The sequence below is a fragment of the Streptomyces nigrescens genome (assembly GCF_027626975.1).
Taxonomy (GTDB): Bacteria; Actinomycetota; Actinomycetes; order Streptomycetales; family Streptomycetaceae; genus Streptomyces; species Streptomyces nigrescens.
In genome coordinates this window covers 8,419,724-8,436,406 of record NZ_CP114203.1, presented here as the reverse complement: position 1 = coordinate 8,436,406, position 16,683 = coordinate 8,419,724, and the positions used below count along the sequence as shown (strand labels likewise).

At 72.0% G+C, this 16,683-nt stretch carries 14 protein-coding genes; 9 read left to right on the top strand and 5 right to left on the bottom strand.

The annotated features are described in order from the left end of the window. The first annotated feature begins 1 nt into the window (after position 1). On the top strand, positions 2–1,057 hold the full coding sequence (locus STRNI_RS37065; RefSeq protein ID WP_381844786.1) for an NAD(P)H-dependent flavin oxidoreductase: 1,056 nt from the start codon (positions 2–4) through the stop codon (positions 1,055–1,057). Positions 1,058–1,138: 81 nt separating this feature from the next. On the opposite strand, the gene STRNI_RS37060 is transcribed toward STRNI_RS37065, so the two are convergent. Beyond that, positions 1,139–2,296 carry an acetyl-CoA C-acetyltransferase gene (locus STRNI_RS37060; RefSeq protein ID WP_093638270.1) on the bottom strand — a complete coding sequence of 386 codons (1,158 nt, stop codon included), beginning with the start codon at positions 2,294–2,296 and terminating at the stop codon, positions 1,139–1,141. 116 nt (positions 2,297–2,412) lie between these two features. Continuing rightward, complete coding sequence (locus tag STRNI_RS37055; RefSeq protein WP_159491140.1) at positions 2,413–3,195, bottom strand: SDR family oxidoreductase; 783 nt, start codon at positions 3,193–3,195, stop codon at positions 2,413–2,415. Between the two features lie 225 nt (positions 3,196–3,420). Here STRNI_RS37055 and STRNI_RS37050 point away from each other — a divergent pair, with 225 nt between their 5' ends. Continuing rightward, complete coding sequence (locus STRNI_RS37050) at positions 3,421–4,596, top strand: acyl-CoA dehydrogenase family protein (RefSeq protein ID WP_277412800.1); 1,176 nt, start codon at positions 3,421–3,423, stop codon at positions 4,594–4,596. Then, complete coding sequence (locus STRNI_RS37045; protein ID WP_277412799.1) at positions 4,596–5,579, top strand: acyl-CoA dehydrogenase family protein; 984 nt, start codon at positions 4,596–4,598, stop codon at positions 5,577–5,579. The genes STRNI_RS37050 and STRNI_RS37045 overlap by 1 nt, the downstream gene beginning before the upstream one ends. Positions 5,580–5,603: 24 nt before the next feature. Here the strand turns inward: STRNI_RS37045 and STRNI_RS37040 are convergent, their stop codons facing one another. Continuing rightward, complete coding sequence (locus STRNI_RS37040) at positions 5,604–6,089, bottom strand: YfbM family protein (RefSeq protein WP_277412798.1); 486 nt, start codon at positions 6,087–6,089, stop codon at positions 5,604–5,606. Between the two features lie 230 nt (positions 6,090–6,319). Next, complete coding sequence (locus STRNI_RS37035; RefSeq protein ID WP_277413375.1) at positions 6,320–6,916, bottom strand: PadR family transcriptional regulator; 597 nt, start codon at positions 6,914–6,916, stop codon at positions 6,320–6,322. Positions 6,917–7,203: 287 nt separating this feature from the next. Between STRNI_RS37035 and STRNI_RS37030 the strand changes: the two genes are divergently transcribed. The 3 genes from STRNI_RS37030 to STRNI_RS37020 all read left to right on the top strand — a co-directional run bounded on the left by STRNI_RS37030 (position 7,204) and on the right by STRNI_RS37020 (position 12,770). Continuing rightward, positions 7,204–9,432, top strand: coding sequence for an FUSC family protein (locus STRNI_RS37030; RefSeq protein WP_159491134.1), 2,229 nt, complete (start codon positions 7,204–7,206; stop codon positions 9,430–9,432). Positions 9,433–9,717: 285 nt separating this feature from the next. Next, positions 9,718–12,276, top strand: coding sequence for an ATP-dependent Clp protease ATP-binding subunit (locus tag STRNI_RS37025; RefSeq protein ID WP_277412797.1), 2,559 nt, complete (start codon positions 9,718–9,720; stop codon positions 12,274–12,276). Further along, the gene (locus STRNI_RS37020) at positions 12,273–12,770 is read left to right on the top strand and encodes a DUF6328 family protein (protein ID WP_148588315.1); all 498 of its coding nucleotides are present in this window, start codon (positions 12,273–12,275) and stop codon (positions 12,768–12,770) included. Before STRNI_RS37025 ends, STRNI_RS37020 begins: the two co-directional genes overlap by 4 nt. Before the next feature lie 253 nt (positions 12,771–13,023). Here the strand turns inward: STRNI_RS37020 and STRNI_RS37015 are convergent, their stop codons facing one another. Continuing rightward, a complete protein-coding gene (locus STRNI_RS37015) occupies positions 13,024–14,034 on the bottom strand; it encodes a hypothetical protein (RefSeq protein WP_244967542.1) in 1,011 nt (336 codons plus the stop codon). Positions 14,035–14,463: 429 nt separating this feature from the next. Between STRNI_RS37015 and STRNI_RS37010 the strand changes: the two genes are divergently transcribed. The 3 genes from STRNI_RS37010 (at position 14,464) to STRNI_RS37000 (ending at position 16,681) form a co-directional block, all read left to right on the top strand. Further along, a complete protein-coding gene (locus STRNI_RS37010; protein ID WP_093638294.1) occupies positions 14,464–14,655 on the top strand; it encodes a DUF6381 family protein in 192 nt (63 codons plus the stop codon). 241 nt (positions 14,656–14,896) lie between these two features. Continuing rightward, on the top strand, positions 14,897–15,727 hold the full coding sequence (locus STRNI_RS37005) for a DNA/RNA non-specific endonuclease (RefSeq protein WP_266439874.1): 831 nt from the start codon (positions 14,897–14,899) through the stop codon (positions 15,725–15,727). A gap of 18 nt (positions 15,728–15,745) precedes the next feature. Continuing rightward, on the top strand, positions 15,746–16,681 hold the full coding sequence (locus STRNI_RS37000; protein WP_148588317.1) for an alpha/beta fold hydrolase: 936 nt from the start codon (positions 15,746–15,748) through the stop codon (positions 16,679–16,681). Positions 16,682–16,683: the final 2 nt, after the last annotated feature.

Genomic DNA, 16,683 nt, shown 5'->3' with positions numbered 1-16,683 from the left:
GATCGAGACCCCGCTGACCAGGCTCGTCGGGGTGCGCCATCCCCTGGTGCAGACCGGTATGGGGTGGGTGGCCGGGCCCCGGCTGGTCTCGGCCGCGGCCAACGCGGGCGCCCTGGGCATCCTCGCCTCGGCGACCATGACGGTCGAGCAGCTGCGGGCGGCGGTCCACGAGGTCAAGTCCCGTACGGACGCGCCGTTCGGGGTGAATCTGCGCGCGGACGCGGGGGATGCGGCGGAGCGGGTGCGCCTCGTCGTGGCGGAGGGCGTACGGGTCGCCTCGTTCGCCCTGGCCCCCTCCCGTGAGCTGATCGCCCGGCTCAAGGACGCGGGGGTCGTCGTCATCCCGTCCGTGGGGGCCCGCCGTCATGCCGAGAAGGTGGCGGCCTGGGGCGCGGACGCGGTCGTCGTGCAGGGCGGGGAGGGCGGCGGGCACACCGGGAGCGTCGCCACGACCGTGCTGCTCCCACAGGTCGTGGACGCGGTCGACATCCCGGTGATCGCCGCGGGCGGTTTCTTCGACGGCCGCGGTCTGGTCGCGGCGCTGGCCTACGGTGCGGCGGGCGTCGCGATGGGCACCCGTTTCCTGCTGACGTCCGACAGCACCGTGCCGCCCGCCGTCCAGGCCCGCTATCTGGCGGCGGCCGTCAAGGACATCACCGTCACCACGAAGGTGGACGGTCTGCCGCACCGGATGCTGCGCAGCGAGCTGGTCGAGACGCTGGAGCGGTCCGGGCGCGGCACCGCGCTGCTCCGGGCGGTGCGCCATGCCGCGTCGTTCAGGAAGCTGTCCGGTCTGAGCTGGGCTCAGATGGTGCGTGACGGCCTGGCGATGAGACACGGCAAGGACCTCTCCTGGAGCCAGGTCCTGCTCGCCGCCAACACGCCCATGCTGCTGAAGGCGTCGATGGTCGAGGGGCGTACCGATCTCGGGGTGATGGCCTCCGGCCAGGTCGCCGGGGTGATCGAGGATCTGCCGTCGTGCGCGGAGCTCGTCGACCGGATCATGGCCGAGGCGCGCGCGACGCTGGCCGCGCTGCCGCCGGACCCGCCGCGCTGAGCGGCCCCCTGCCGCCGGGCCCGGCCGGAGCTTCCGGCCAGACCGCGGCAGGGTGGCTGGGGCCCTCGTTCCGCGGGACCGTCAGAGACGCTCAATGATCGTGACATTGGCCTGGCCGCCGCCCTCGCACATGGTCTGCAGCCCGAACCGGCCGCCGGTGCGCTCCAGTTCGTGCAGCAGTGTCGTCATCAGCCGGACGCCGGTCGCGCCGAGCGGGTGGCCGAGGGCGATGGCGCCGCCGTTGACATTGACCCGCTCCGGATCGGCGCCGGTCTCCTTCAGCCAGGCCAGCACCACGGGCGCGAACGCCTCATTGATCTCGACCAGGTCGATGTCGCCCATCGACATGCCCGCCTTCTTCAGCGCGTACGCCGTCGCCGGGATCGGTGCGGACAGCATCCGGATCGGGTCCTCGCCGCGCACCGACAGATGGTGGATCCGGGCGCGCGGGGTGAGACCGTGCTCGGCCACCGCCCGCTCCGAGGCCAGGAGCATGGCGGCCGCACCGTCGGAGACCTGCGAGGAGACCGCCGCGGTCAGCCGGCCGCCCTCGACGACCGGCGGCAGGGCGGCCATCTTCTCCAGTGAGGTGGTGCGCCGTGGTCCCTCGTCGGTGGTGACCTCCCCGTAGGGGACGAGTTCGCGGTCGAAGCGGCCCTCGTCGATGGCGCGGACGGCCCGCCGGTGCGAACGGAGCGCGAACTCCTCCATGTCCTCGCGGGAGAGGTGCCACTTGGCTGCGATCAGTTCGGCACCGTGGAACTGGTTGACGGGCGCCGTGCCGTAGCGGGCCCGCCAGCCCTCGGAACCGGCGAACGGGCCGTCGGTCAGGCCCAGCGGGGCGGCGGCCTGGCGGCTGGCGAAGGCGATCGGGATCTGCGACATGTTCTGTACGCCGCCCGCGACCACCAGGTCCTGGGTGCCGGAGAGCACGCCCTGGGCCGCGAAGTGGACTGCCTGCTGGGAGGAGCCGCACTGGCGGTCGATGGTGACGCCGGGTACCTCCTCGGGCAGTCCGGCGGCCAGCCAGCACGTCCGGGCGATGTCCCCGGCCTGTGGCCCCACCGTGTCCAGACAGCCGAAGACGACGTCCTCGACGGCGGCCGGGTCGGCTCCCGTGCGTGCCATCAGCGCCGTCAGTACATGGGCGCCCAGGTCGGCGGGGTGGACGGCGGACAGACCGCCGCCCTTCTTGCCGACCGGGGTGCGGACCGCGTCAACGATGTAGGCCTCGGACATGGTGGTCTCCCTGGTCAGATTCTGCGGAGGTGCCGGTCGGTTCCGCAAGGCGATGCCGTCGGCGGATGCGGGCGGCCCCCTACGGTGCGCCGCGGCCGGTGCCGGGCAGCTGCGGCTCACGCGTGCTGGGAGCTGACGGACACCGTTTCGCCGGTCATGTACGAGGCGTAGTCGCCGGCCAGGAAGACGATGACATTGGCGACCTCCCAGGGCTCGGCGTAGCGGCCGAACGCCTCCCGCTCGGTGAGCTCCGCGAGCAGCTCGGGGGTGGTCACCTTCACCAGATGCGGATGCAGGGCGAGGCTGGGCGAGACCGCGTTGACGCGGACCCCGTACTCGGCGGCCTCCATGGCGGCGCAGCGGGTCAGCGCCATCACCCCGGCCTTGGCCGCGGCGTAGTGGGCCTGCCCCCGCTGGGCGCGCCAGCCGACGACGGAGGCATTGTTGACGATCACTCCGCCGCTGCCGGTGGCCTTCATCCGGCGCAGCGCGGCCCGGGTGCAGCGGAAGGTCCCGTTCAGCGTCACGTCCAAAACCCTGCCCCACTGCGCGTCCGTCATTTCGACGAGATCGGCGGTGCCACCGAGCCCGGCGTTGTTGACCACGATGTCGAGCCGCCCATGGCGCTCTTCCGCCAGCTCCAGCAGGGCGTTGACCTGGTCTTCGTCGGTGACATCGCAGGGCAGGGAAGCCACTGTGCCGGCGCCGAACTCCGCGGTGAGCGCCTCGGCGCTCTCCTTCAGACGGCGCGCATGGGCGTCACCGATGACGATGCGGGCGCCCTCCTCCAGGAACCGCCGGGCGGTGGCACCGCCGATGCCGGATCCGGCGGCCGCGGTGATGACGGCGGTCCGGCCGTCGAGCAGATGGTGGCCGGGCACATAAGGGGGCGGTGTCATACGCGAGCCTCCAGCGAATGGTCTCCAGGCCGGTCCGGGTCCGGGCGATCCGGTCGCGGAACAGCGAAGGTGCTCGCCTGTGGTGGGGCCTCGACGCTGCTCCGGGCGCTACGTTAACCTACCAAACACTTGTTAGAGAAGGAGGGTGATGGCGATGCCCGCTGCCCACGACGAGACGCCCCCGCGCGACGGGCACCTCCCCCGCCTCCGGGAGGCGGGCGCCTGATGGACCTCGAATTCACCGCCGCGGACGAGGAGTTCCGGGCCGAGGCCCGCGCCTGGCTCGCCGGTCATGTACCCGCCACCCCGCTGCCGTCGCTGGAGACCGCGGAAGGATTCGCCGCCCACCGGGAGTGGGAGCACTGGCTCGCCGCGGACCGCTGGTCGGTCGTCTCCTGGCCCGAGGAGTACGGCGGCCGGGGCGCCTCGCTCCTGCAGTGGCTGGTCTTCGAGGAGGAGTACTACGCCGCGGGCGCCCCCGGGCGGGTCAGCCAGAACGGCATCAGGCTGCTCGCCCCGACCCTCTTCGAGCACGGCACCGAGGAGCAACGCGCCCGCGTGCTCGGCCCCATGGCGCGCGGTGAGGTCATCTGGGCGCAGGCCTGGTCGGAGCCGGAGTCGGGGTCGGACCTGGCGTCGCTGCGCTCGGCCGCCGTACGGACCGACGGCGGCTGGCTGCTGAGCGGGCAGAAGACCTGGTCGTCCCGGGCCGCGTTCGCCGACCGCGCCTTCGGACTGTTCCGCAGCGACCCGGACGCCACCCGGCCGCACCAGGGGCTCACCTATCTGATGTTCCCGCTGGACGCACCGGGTGTGACGGTACGCCCCATCGGCCGCCTCGACGGCAAGCCCGCCTTCGCCGAACTCTTCCTCGATGAGGTCTTCGTGCCCGACGCGGAGGTCATCGGCGAGCCGGGGCAGGGCTGGCGGATCGCGATGAGCACCGCCGGCAAGGAACGCGGGCTGACGCTGCGCAGTCCGGGCCGCTTCACCGCGGCAGCCGAGCGGCTGACCGCACTGTGGCGCGAGGCTCCCGAGGGAGCCGGTCCGGCCCTCGGCGACCGGGTGGCCGATGCGTGGATCGGCGCCCGCGCCTATCAGCTCTTCACCTATGCCCATGCCTCGCGGATCGTCGCCGGCGATGCGGGGGGCCTCGGCGCCGAGTCGAGCCTCAACAAGGTCTTCTGGTCCGAGCTGGACATCGCCCTGCACGAGACCGCCCTGGACCTGCTCGGCCCGTACGGGATGCTCGCCGATGACGCCGACGAGGCGCCCGCGCACGGGAGTTGGGCCGAGGGCTACACCTTCTCGCTCGCCGGGCCGATCTATGCCGGCACCAACGAGATCCAGCGCGACATCATCGCCGAGCGGCTGCTCGGCCTGCCGAAGGGACGCCGGTGATGCGGTTCCTCCTGACCGATGAGCAGCGGGATTTCGCGCGGGCGCTGGACGGCATGCTGGGGGCGTCCGGCACACCGGCCGTGGTGCGGGCCTGGGCGGCCGGGGAGCACAAGCCCGGCCGGGCACTGTGGGCACGGCTCGCGGAGGCGGGAGTGTTCGGGCTCGCCGTTCCGGAACGGCACGGCGGGGCGGGGCTACTGCCGGTCGAACTGGCGCTTTCCTTCACGGAGTTGGGACGGCATGCCGTGCCGGGGCCGCTGGTGGAGACGGTGGCGGCGGCCGCGTTCCTGGAGCGTCTGGGCTCGGACAGCCTGGCCGGGGAGTGGCTGCCGCGGATCGCCGCGGGCGAGGCCGTCCTCAGCCTGTGCGCCGGGGCGGGCCCATACGCCCTGGACGCGGACGCCGCCGACGCCGTCCTCGTCGTGCGGGGCGACACGGTGTGCCGTACGGACACCCACGGGCCGGTGCAGACCACCCTCGATCCGGCCCGGCGGGTGGCCCGCCCGCTCGGCGGCACGGTGGTGGCCCGGGGCCCCGCGGTGACCGCGGCCGCCGCGCACGCCATCGAGGTCGCACGGCTGGCCACCGCCGCGCAGTCCCTCGGCCTCGGCCGCGCCCTGCTGGCGGCGACGGTGTCCTACGTCAAGCAGCGCACCCAGTTCCGGGTGCCCATCGGCTCGTTCCAGGCGGTCAAGCACCGGCTGGCGGACACCCTCATCGCGCTGGAGTTCGCCCAGCCGCTGGTGCATGCGGCGGCCCTGGCGGTGGCCGCGGGAGCCCCCTCGGCGGGCCGGGAGGTGGCGGCGGCGAAGGTCGCGGCGGGCGAGGCCGGCCATGGCGCGGCACGCACGGCACTCCAACTGCACGGCGCCCTCGGATACACGGAGGAACTGGACCTCTCACTGTGGATCCGCAAGGCCCGCCCACTCCGGGACGCCTGGGGCAGCCCGGCCGACTGCCGCGCCCGCGTCCTCACCGGCTGACACCCGCCAAGGGGGCGTCTCCCTCTAGAAGCTGAAGGTCATAAAGGCCCCATAGCCACCGTCGGCCGCCTTGACGAAGAAGGGGACGAGTTCCTCGTAGGCGCGCTCGAGCCACTCCAGCTCGCCCTCGGCGTCGAACCTCCACATGTTGGGGTACACGTCCTCCTTCGTCATCTTCTCCGGGGCGTAGTGGGCCGCCAACTGCTCCCACGGGGTCGCCTGCAGTTGCCGGGCCACGCTCTCGATCTGCTCCGCAGACCATCCGAACAGGCTGCCGTCCTCCAGGATCGGGAACCCGTCCATCAGGAAGTCGAGCCGCACATCCGTCTCGTCGAGCAGGAACTGGAGGCCGGCCCATGCCTTGTCCGGACCACCGTAGGGACGGTCCGGCCTCGGGAAGTCATCGTCGGCGTACAGCGTGAAGACGTAGTCGTCGGCCCAACTCGGGTCCTTCTCCGCCCTGTCCAGCTCCTCCGTTGTCGCACTGATGAAGCCGATGCTCACGCCCATGAAGCCAATCCCCCTTGGTCTAGCGCTTGTTCGGTCCGTTTCTCGAACGGTGACGGGAGTGTTCCACAGGGCTCTGACAATCGGGCCGCGCCTCGGAGCGAGGGGCGCAGGATCGCTGCCGAGATCGGCTCAATGAGTGGCTTTCCCGGCGGTGGCGACCACGGCGGCAGCCAAAGCGGCAGCCAAGGCCAAGGCCGCCATGGCCACTGACCGATCGATGGACCCGCGCCCTACAGGCGCCGGCGGTCCCGCTCGTCCAGGTCGGCCAGCATGGCATCGGCCAGGTCCCGTTCGGAGGCGTAGTAGCGCTCCGACCACTTCAGGACGAGTGCGGGGTAGGCCCAGGCCTCCTCGCCGCAGGCGTCCTCGACGTCCACCTCGGCGCGCTGCCGCATGGTCTCCGCGTACTCCCGGTGCCGGCCCAGCACCTCCCGCATCCGGTCGGTCTCCAGCAGATGGCCCAGCCACATCCGCAGCATCACGCCGTGTTTGAGGACGGGGGGCTCCACGGGCGCCTCGCGCGCCCAGTGACGGACCGCCGCCATCCCCGCGTCGGTGATCACGTACACCCGCTTGTCGCGGTTGCCGGTCTCCTGGGCCACCATCCGCGAGGTGACGTAACCGACCTTCTCCAGACGCTTCAGCTCACCGTAGATCTGGCTGAAGGACGGACTCCAGTAGAAGAGGCGCAGCGACCAGTCGGACCATTTCTTGAGGTCGTAGCCGGACAGCTCCTCACCGAAGGAGAGCAGCCCGAGCACCGCCCAACTGGTCGCCGGCAGCGCCGGTCGCTCGGCATCGCCGGTGTCCGTGGCGCCCGTCCTCATCTCCGTCACGTCGCGCATCCTACGGTCCGCGCCGGTCCCCCGCCCGGCCGCTCAGCGCCAACTCCCGTTCTGCTTCTTGGCATTCCTGCTAGAGGTATGTCGGTTGGAAACACCTCCGGGAGGTGGCCTCGGCGTGGGCCGGGGCGCCGGCGGGCAGGGACGTGCGCGTGGCAGGCGTCACTCGGCGCCGCGCCGCAGCAGGGGGCGGTCGAGGCGCGGCCGTTCGCGGAGTCCGGGGCGGCCGGGCGGCGGGTGCGGACCGGGACCCGCTGGCCAATAGTGGAAAGGTGAGCCCTCCGCAGGGAGCTTCTCCGGGGTCCGGGCCGCGGCGTGCGGCCGGCGGGCCCGTCAAGGCCGGGCTGCGCAGGCTGCGCTACCTGCTGGAGCACGGCAAACACGGACTGCAGGGGCACCGCACGGTGGTCGGCAACGCGGTCCGGGTGACGACCGCCTCCTGTGCCGCCTTCTATCTCTGCCGCTACGGGCTCGGCCTGACCGTCATGTCCGTCTACGCCACCTTCACCGTGGTGTCGCTCGGTGCGCTCGCCCGGATTCCCGGATCCGGGCGGCAGCGCGCCACGACCGTGCTCACCGCGATCCCCGCCGGGCTCGTGCTGGTCACGCTGGGCACGCTGCTGGCCGTCCAGACCTGGGCGGCCGTCGTCGGCATGCTCGTCATCGGCTTCGTGGTGGCGTACGCGGGCACCACCGGCCCGCGGATCGCCGGGGCGGCACCCGGGATGCAGCTGCTCTACATCCTGCCGTGTTTCCCGCCGTACGCCCCGGACTTCCTGGGCCAGCGGCTGTCCGGCTTCCTGCTGGGAGCGGTCCTGCTGGCACTGGCCCAGCGCTTCCTGATGCCCGAACCGGACACCCCGTCCTTCCGCCGGCTGCTGGCCGACGCCGCCGACGCGGCCGCGCGCCTGGCCGACCACCACGGCGGGCCCCCGCCCGTACAGGCGCTCGCCCAGGCGCACACGGCAGGGGAGGCGCTCCGTCCCACCTGTGTGCCGCCCGCCGACCGGCCCGCGTCCCCCACCCTCCCGCACAAGGCCATGGCGCACGCCGCCGAAGCCGTCCGCACCCTGCTGTCCCGGCTGGACGACCTGCACACCGGGGCCGGGCAGCACCAGAAGTACCACCCGGAGACGGTGGTGCTGCTGGAGGGCATCAGCGCCGCCGCCCGCGGGGCGGCGGACGCACTGCGGCAGGGGAAGCGGCTGCGGCCCGGCGCGGGACCGTCCGCCTCGGCCCTCCAGGAAGAGCTTGCCCCGGTCCGCGCCCACCGCGCCGTGGACACCCTGGAACGGCTCGGCACCGACGACCGGCTGGTCTATCTGCGCCGCCGGTCCCAGGTGGTGCAGGCCGCCGACTGCGCCGTCGTCCTCGTCCTGGCCACCCGGCTGATGCTGGGCGACCGTACCGTCGAACGGAACCCCGCCGGGCACACCTTCGCCTACGCGCGGGTCCGCTTCCCGGAGCTGTGGTGGCAGCGGCTGACCATGCACCTCACACCCCGCTCGGTGATCTTCCAGAACGCCTGCCGGTTCGCGCTCGGGCTGGCCGCGGCCCGGGCCATCGCCGGACTCCTCGACCTGCAGCACGGCTTCTGGGTCCTGCTCGCCACGCTCACCCTGACCCGTACGACCAGTCTGGAGACCTGGTCCGCGGTCCGGCAGGCGCTCACCGGCACGCTGGTCGGTGCGGTGCTGGCGGGCGGGATGCTGGCGCTGGTCCACGACCGGGACACGGTGTACGCCGTCGTGCTGCCGGTGGTCATGCTGGTGGCGTTCATCGCGGGGCCGTTGCGCGGGCTGGCCTGGGCGCAGGGCGGCTTCACCCTGGTCGTGGCCACGCTGTTTGCTCAGGTCTCCCCCGTCACCTGGCAGCTGGCCCCGGTCCGGCTGGTGGATGTGCTGGTCGGCAGCCTCATCGGGCTGGCCTGCGGGCTGGTGGCCTGGCCACGGGGTGCCGGCAGCGAGGTGCGCAGAAGCATGGCGGGGCTGTGCTCGGCCATCGCCGACGCCATCGGATACACCACCGCACGGGTCGTCGAACGCTCCGGCAGCACCGATATCTTCGCTCTCAACCGCGCCCTCGGCCTCGCGCAGGAGAGCCTGGCCCAGTACCAGTCCGAGCCTCGGGAGGACACTCCGCAGCCGGACTGGCCCGCGCTGCTGGTGGCCGGGAAGGACGCGCGGCGCGGTGAGCGGCTGCTGCCCGACCGTCCCGGCCGGATCGCCTCGCAGGACGTCGGCACCTGGCTGCGCCACGCCGCCGACCGGACGGCGGCCGACTACCGGTCCCTCGCCCGGCACCTCTGCACGGACCGCGGCACGCCCCGGGACCATCCTCAACCACTCGACATCCGCGCCCTGTTGGCGGTCACCCCGGCCATCCCGCGCGACAGCCCCGACACGGAGACCCGCGCGGTCTCCGCCGCGCTGCTGCTCGACTCCGTGATCTGGCTCGACGCCCTCACCGCCGATCTGACCCGTATCCACAAGGAGATGTGACGCCTCCGCCGCCCGCCCCGCAGACCACTTCCGCCGCGGCCCTCCCCCGTCCGGTGCCGTGGTGCGCGCCGGGCCGGACGTCTGGAGCGGGACGGGGTGTGCCCGGCTCCGGCTGCCCGGGTGCGGATGGAGTTGCGGGCCCTGATCCTGAAGCAGTGGAGTCGCGTACGACGTGTCGTGTCGCGTCTTCCGGGCACCCGGCAGGGCAGGAGCACCAGGCAACAGCACAAGGCACCCGACAAGGCAGCATGTCGCGGTACCGCCGTGACAGCGGAACGGACACACATGAGCAATGGATTCATGGGTCCGGAGGGTTACGGCCCGGACCCGTTCGGTGACTTCCTCGCGCGCTTCTTCGGTTCCGCGCAGTCCACGGGTGGTGAGCAGGGGCAGCCCATGCCCCGGCAGGCGGACATCGCACGCATGATGAGCGCCCCCGCCCGGGATCTGGTGACCTCCGCAGCGGCCTACGCCGCCGAGCACGGCAGTCCCGAGCTCGGCACCGAGCACCTCCTGCGGGCCGCCCTGGCGGCCGAACCGACCCGCAGCATGCTCCAGCACGCGGGGGCGGACCCCGACGCGCTGGCGGCCGAGATCGACCGCGCCGCCGGCTCGGGCCCGAAACAGGCCAGCGTCGCCGTGACGCCCGCGGTCAAGCGGGCCTTGCTGAGCGCGCACGAGCTGGCGCGGGACAACGGCGCCTCGTACATCGGCCCGGAGCATGTGCTGGACGCCCTGGCGGCCAATCCGGACTCGGCGGCGGGGCGCATTCTGAACCTCGCCCACTTCGAGCCGCAGGCCGCCCCGCAAGGCGGCCCCGGCGCCACGCACCCGGGCACCGAGCACGGCGCCGCACCCAAGCACGACACCCCGACGCTCGACAAATACAGCCGCGATCTGACCGACCTGGGCCGCGCGGGCCGGATCGACCCGGTCATCGGCCGTGCGGAGGAGATCGAGCAGACCATCGAGGTGCTCTCCCGCCGGGGGAAGAACAATCCGGTGCTGGTCGGCGACGCGGGGGTCGGAAAGACCGCGATCGTGGAGGGCCTGGCCCAGCGCCTCGCCGACGGGGACGTCCCCGAAACCCTCGCGGGGCGGCGCGTGGTCGCGCTGGACCTGACGGCCGTCCTCGCCGGCACCCGCTACCGCGGCGACTTCGAGGAGCGGATGAACGCCATCATCGAGGAGGTCCGCGCGCACTCCGACTCGCTGATCGTCTTCATCGATGAGCTCCACACGGTCGTCGGAGCCGGCGGCGGCAGCGGGGACGGCGGTTCCCTGGAGGCGAGCAATATGCTCAAGCCCGCCCTCGCGCGCGGGGAACTGCATGTCATCGGCGCCACCACCCTGGAGGAGTACCGGCGGCACATAGAGAAGGACGCCGCGCTCGCCCGTCGCTTCCAGCCCATCCTCGTGCCCGAGCCGAGCGTCTCCGACACCGTGGAGATCCTGCGCGGGCTGCAGGACCGCTACGAAGCCCATCACCAGGTGCGCTACACCAAGGAGGCGCTGCTGGCGGCGGTCGAGCTCTCGGACCGCTACATCGCCCACCGATTCCTCCCCGACAAGGCGATCGACCTGATCGACCAGGCGGGCGCCCGGGTCCGGCTCCGTTCGGGCGCCAAGGCCACCGACATACGCGATCTGGAACGCGAGGTGGAGCAGCTGGTCAGGGACAAGGACCAGGCGGTCGCCTCGGAGCAGTACGAACGGGCCACCGAGCTGCGGGACCGGATCGCCGACCTCACCGCACGGATCGAGGCCGGCCAGGCGGAGCCGCCGAACGACTGCCACATCGTGCAGGTCACCGCGGAGGACCTCGCGGAGATCGTGTCGCGGCAGACGGGTGTGCCCGTGAGCAGTCTGACCCAGGAGGAGAAGGAGCGGCTGCTCGGGCTGGAGGAGCGGCTGCACACCCGGGTGATCGGACAGGACGACGCGGTCACGGCCGTCTCCGACGCGATCCTGCGTTCGCGGGCCGGACTCGCCGACCCCGAGCGCCCGATCGGCAGCTTCCTCTTCCTCGGCCCGACCGGTGTGGGCAAGACCGAACTGGCCCGCGCGCTGGCCGAGGCGCTCTTCGGCAGCGAGGAGCGCATGGTGCGGCTGGACATGAGTGAGTATCAGGAGCGGCACACCGTCAGCCGGCTGGTGGGTGCGCCGCCCGGGTACGTCGGCCACGAGGACGCGGGCCAGCTGACCGAGGCGGTGCGCCACCACCCGTATTCGCTGCTGCTGCTCGACGAGGTGGAGAAGGCGCACCCCGATGTCTTCAACATGCTGCTCCAGGTCCTCGACGACGGGCATCTGACCGACTCCCAGGGCCGCACGGTCGACTTCAAGAACACCGTCATCGTGATGACCAGCAACCTCGGCTCCGATGCGCTCAGCGGCGGCCGGGGAGTGCTCGGTTTCGGACCGGACATCTCGGGGGCGGAGGCCGGCGACGGCGCGCGGGAACGGGCGCTGAGCTCCTTGCGCGAACACTTCCGCCCGGAGTTCCTGAACCGGCTCGACGAGATCATCGTCTTCCGCCGGCTCACCGACGACCAGCTGCGCCAGATCACCGGGCTCCTGCTCGACGGGACCCGCCGCAGGCTGCATGCCCAGGACATCGCCGTGGACTTCTCCCCCGGTGCCGTGGACTGGCTCACCCACCGCGGCCACCAGCCCGAATACGGGGCCCGGCCGCTGCGGCGCACCATTCAGCGCGAGATCGACAACATGCTCTCGCGGCTGCTGCTCGACGGTGCGCTGTCGTCCGGTGACGAGGTGCGCGTGGAGGTGGAGAACAACGAGCTGGCGTTCCGTACCGGCAAGAAGGAGCGGGAGTCCAGGTGAACGCGCTGGGCCCCCGTGAGACGTCGCAGGGGCGTCATGAGTCGCCGGAAGAGCGTGCCGACCGGCGGTGGAACGACTTGCTGCAGGAGGTGCGGGTCATACAGACCGGTGTGCAGATCCTCTTCGGGTTTCTGCTCACCGTCGTCTTCACCCCGCGCTTCGCCACGCTCGGACAGACCGACCAGACCATCTACGTGGTGACGGTCCTGCTGGGGGCGGCCACGACCGGCGCGCTGATCGGGACGGTGACCTTCCACCGGCTGGTCACCGGTCACCGGCTGAAGCCGGAGACGGTGCTCTGGGCCTCGCGCCTGTCCATGGTCGGGATCGTGCTCCTGCTGGCGACGGTCGCCTCCGCCCTGCTGCTGATCCTGCGCATCGCGATGGACGACTCCGCCGTCCCCTGGATCGTCAGCGGGCTCGTCGGCTGGTTCATCCTCTGCTGGTTCGCGCTGCCCACCTGGGTGCTGCGCCGGAGCTCGGCCAGGGAATGAACGCCCGGTGCGGCCCCGGTGGGGACACGGGTGGTCCCGGGGGCGGGAACACGCCCGGGCGGAGGCCGAACGCCAACGCGGGGGCGGCGGGACGTTCCTGACCACGGCGTTCCTGACCACGTGGCTCGTACGGAGGGCAGCCTGCCGGGTGTTACGGACGCTCCGCGCGGCTGACGCACACGCCAAGGGCGCGGGCCGGGACCCTGACCTGGGTCCCGGCCCGCGCCCTTGGCGGCCGCTGTGCCGTCGGCGGTTACGCGGCGGCCGTGCCCATACGGCGCGGGCGGTAGAGCAGCGCCGCACCCGCGAACCCGGCGCTGACGATCGCCAGCCCCACCGCGAGAAGTTCGGGCCACATGCCCGTGTCGCCCAAGCCGCTGCCCAGCGGGGCGAAGACCCCGGCCCGGGACAGGGCGTGCAGCGCGATGATGATCATCGCCGCGGCGGCGCTCACCGTCCAGACCAGGGCGGTGTCGTGCATCGCCAGCCAGCCGGCCAGCAGCAGGTAGACGATGGCGATGGCCATCGAGAGCCCGGCGGCCGCCTGGGCGCCCTGCATGTGCGAGGTGTTCACCGGCAGATGGCTCAGCCCACACAGTGCGAGGGCCAGGGCCGCGGGCCAGCGCAGTACGGACCGCAGCACGCCGGGGACCGCGTAGCCCGGCTGACGGGGCGCCTCGTCCGCGGGCGCCCAGCGCGGACCGCCCTGCGGCATGGCGCCGGCGGGCCGCTGGGCCCAGGGGGGACGGCTCGGCTGCTGGTGCATCGCGGACTCGTTCTGCGCGGTGTACAGCGGCTGCCCGTCGCGGCCCAGAGGGCGGACATCGGGGTCGAGGACGTGCATGGACGCGGTGCGCTCCGGTTCGACGGGGTCAACGGGACCGCCTTGGCCGCCGGGACCGCCGTATCCGCCGGGGCCGGGCGGGAAGGGATCCATGAGGCCGTGGATCTCGCCGCCGCCGTTCGTCCGGTCGAACAGCTCGATCAGCTGCGCGACCTCCTCCACGGGCCGGTCGACGGCCACCGCGCACAGGGCCTCATGGCTCGATTCCGCGGTGTGCGGGGTGGCGCTGAGCATGTCGAAGAGCGCGGCGACCTCGCTCACCGGACGGGAAACGACCGCCATGCGCAGGGCTTCGTCGCCGGGGTTGGGAACGTCGCCACTGCGCTTGAGCCGTTCCACAAGGGCAGCGACTTCCTCCAAGGGCCGATGGGTGACTGCCTCCCACAGAAGTGTGCGGGCCGAGTTTTTCTCAGGGGTCATGGGCGGAAAGTGCTCGCCGGGTTCTGTCGAGGACAGTTCGGCGTCGCCCCCACAAAGAGCTGGTTCGGATGACATGGAGGGACTCCACTGAACGAGGGGAGCGTCAAACACCAGAAGCGCTGACACTCGGCGGACTTTGAGCGTGCTGTGCTTCAGCCAACGTCCCTACGGGCCGCCCTCGCCATTCAGGAAGGCCATCCGGTGGAGACACGCCGGTATACCCGGGCGTGCCGCGGCCGGCGGTCACGTTCCGGCCGGACCGGTCCGGTTCCGCGCACCCGGAAAAAGGGGCGCCCGCGATGCTTGTTCCGCTCCGGGAATTACGCCCGGACACCCGCCCGTACGGAGCGTGACGCCCGAGTGCCAAGGGCCGTCGACCCTGATTAGGCTGGTAAATGCAGCTCTCCATTCACCGTTCAAGGACAGATCATGAGCGCATCAGGAGAATCACGCGCACGCATCCAGCAGATGCGGGACAAGGCCCAGGAACTGCAGGCGGCCGCGGAGCGGGCCGCCGACCCGGAGGAGCGGAAGCGGCTTCAGGAGAAGGCGCGCAGGCTCCGGTCCCAGAGCGAGCAGGAAAGCGGTATGGCCAGCGGAGACATCTACCCCGCCGACTGAGGCCCCGGTATACGGGATCCGGCCCGCGTGGCCCGCCGGCGTCCGGACGCGGTGCCGCGCGCCACCGTCTGAACGGTCCCGCCGCAGGCGGAGCGGTGCCGGGGCGGGCGGCTGTTCGAGTGGCTTCGAGGTGGGCACCGATCGGCGCTCCGCACCACCGGGAAGCGCTAATCCCATGATCCCATCAGACTCCCCACGGGCCGCGGGCGCGACGGCCGGGACCGCTTCCCGGCCTCCTTTGGTGGACCGTGCGGGCTATGACGAGCACTTCCTCGGGGTTCCGGTACCGCTGCCGGTGCCCAGCCGTCCCGAGGTGGAGACGGTGGTGCTGCCCTACACCCACTTCACCGTGGTGCTGCGCCCGGACCGGCGGATGGCGGCGGCCACCGCGGTCTGTATCGACGGTCGGCGTCTGCTGGAGAACGTGCCACGGGAGAGCGGCTGGCAGTTCGATCCGCGGCTGGACGAGGCCCATCAGACGGGCAATGACGTGTACCGCGACAACTCCCTGGACAGGGGACATCTGGTGCGCCGGCTCGACCCCGTGTGGGGTACGGCCGCGGAGGCGAACCAGGCCAATGAGGACACCTTTCACTACACGAACGCCGCCCCGCAGGCGGATGTCTTCAACCAGGGCAAGCAGCTGTGGCAGGGGCTGGAGAACTATCTGCTCGACCACGCCGCCGACTTCGACCGCAAGCTTGCCGTCCTCACCGGACCCGTACTGCACGACTCCGACCCGCCGTACCGGGGCGTACAAGTGCCGCTGCGCTTCTGGAAGGTGGCGGCGTTCCTCCAGGACGGCGCGCTGGCGGCGACGGCGTACGTCCTCGACCAGAGCCCCGATCTGACCCGGGACGCCGAGCGGGCCCTGGCCGGTGCGCAGGCGGGCGCGCCGCCGCCGCTGGGCGCGTTCCGGACGTTCCAGGTTCCGGTGAAGGATGTCGCCGAGCTGACCTCGCTGGACCTGGGGCCGCTGCCCGCCGTCGATCTGATGCCCGTCGTCCTCGCCCCTGCCGAGCGCTGGAAGCGGCTGGCGTCGTACGACGACATCATGCTGCAGCGCGGCTGAGGCCAGGAGGCGCGAGCAATGCAACCCAGGGTCGTCTATGTCCACGGAAACGGGAACAAGGTCCGCTCGGAGCTGCTCAAGTCCCAGTGGGACACCGCGCTGTTCGGCCGGGACATGGCCGGGGCGTCGCGGATGGCGTACTGGGCGCCGGTGCGCTATCCGGCGCCGCTCCCCGATTTCCGGCCGGATCCGCTGGACGGCCGGACGGAGCTGATCGAGGAGATGCCGGCCGCCGCGGACCGGGCCGGGGCGGAGCCGCCGGAGGATTTCGTGGCGCGGACGCTGGGTGAAGCGCGGCTCGAAGCCGGTGAGATCGCGCTGGAGGGGCGGGCCGGGGCCGATGAGAGCGCGCTGGTCGACTGGCTGCGGGACATGACGTATCTCGCGGACACGCTGGCACAGACCGGGGAGGACGAGGAGCCCGGTGCGGAGCTGCCGCTGGAGGCGCTGCCGATGCCCCGGTCCGGCCGTACGGCGGTGTTCCGGCTGCTGGTCAAGCACGCCTTCAAGGACGTGCACGCCTATTTCTTCGGCGGGGCGGGGCCGGCGATGCGCGAGGTGGTCAAGGAGACGCTGGCGGGTGTGGACGGCGGCCCGCTGGTGGTGGTCGGCCACAGCCTGGGCACGATCATCGCCTACGAGGTGCTGATGGAGCAGGGGCGGGAGGTGGAGCTGCTGGTCACCGTCGGATCGCCGCTGGCGATCTCCGAGGTGCAGGACCATCTGGCGCGGCCGCCGGCGGTCCCGGCCGGGGTGGCGGCCTGGCGCAACGCCTCGGACCTGCGGGATCTGGTGGCGCTCGACCACACTCTGCGGCCCGAGTACGCCCCGCAGGAACGGGTCACCGATCTGCTGGTCACGAATGACAGCAGCAATCACCACGGCATCAGCGAATATCTCTCGCAGCACGAGGTCAGGACGCCGGTTCAGCGGATCTTCGACGGTACCGGGTAGGT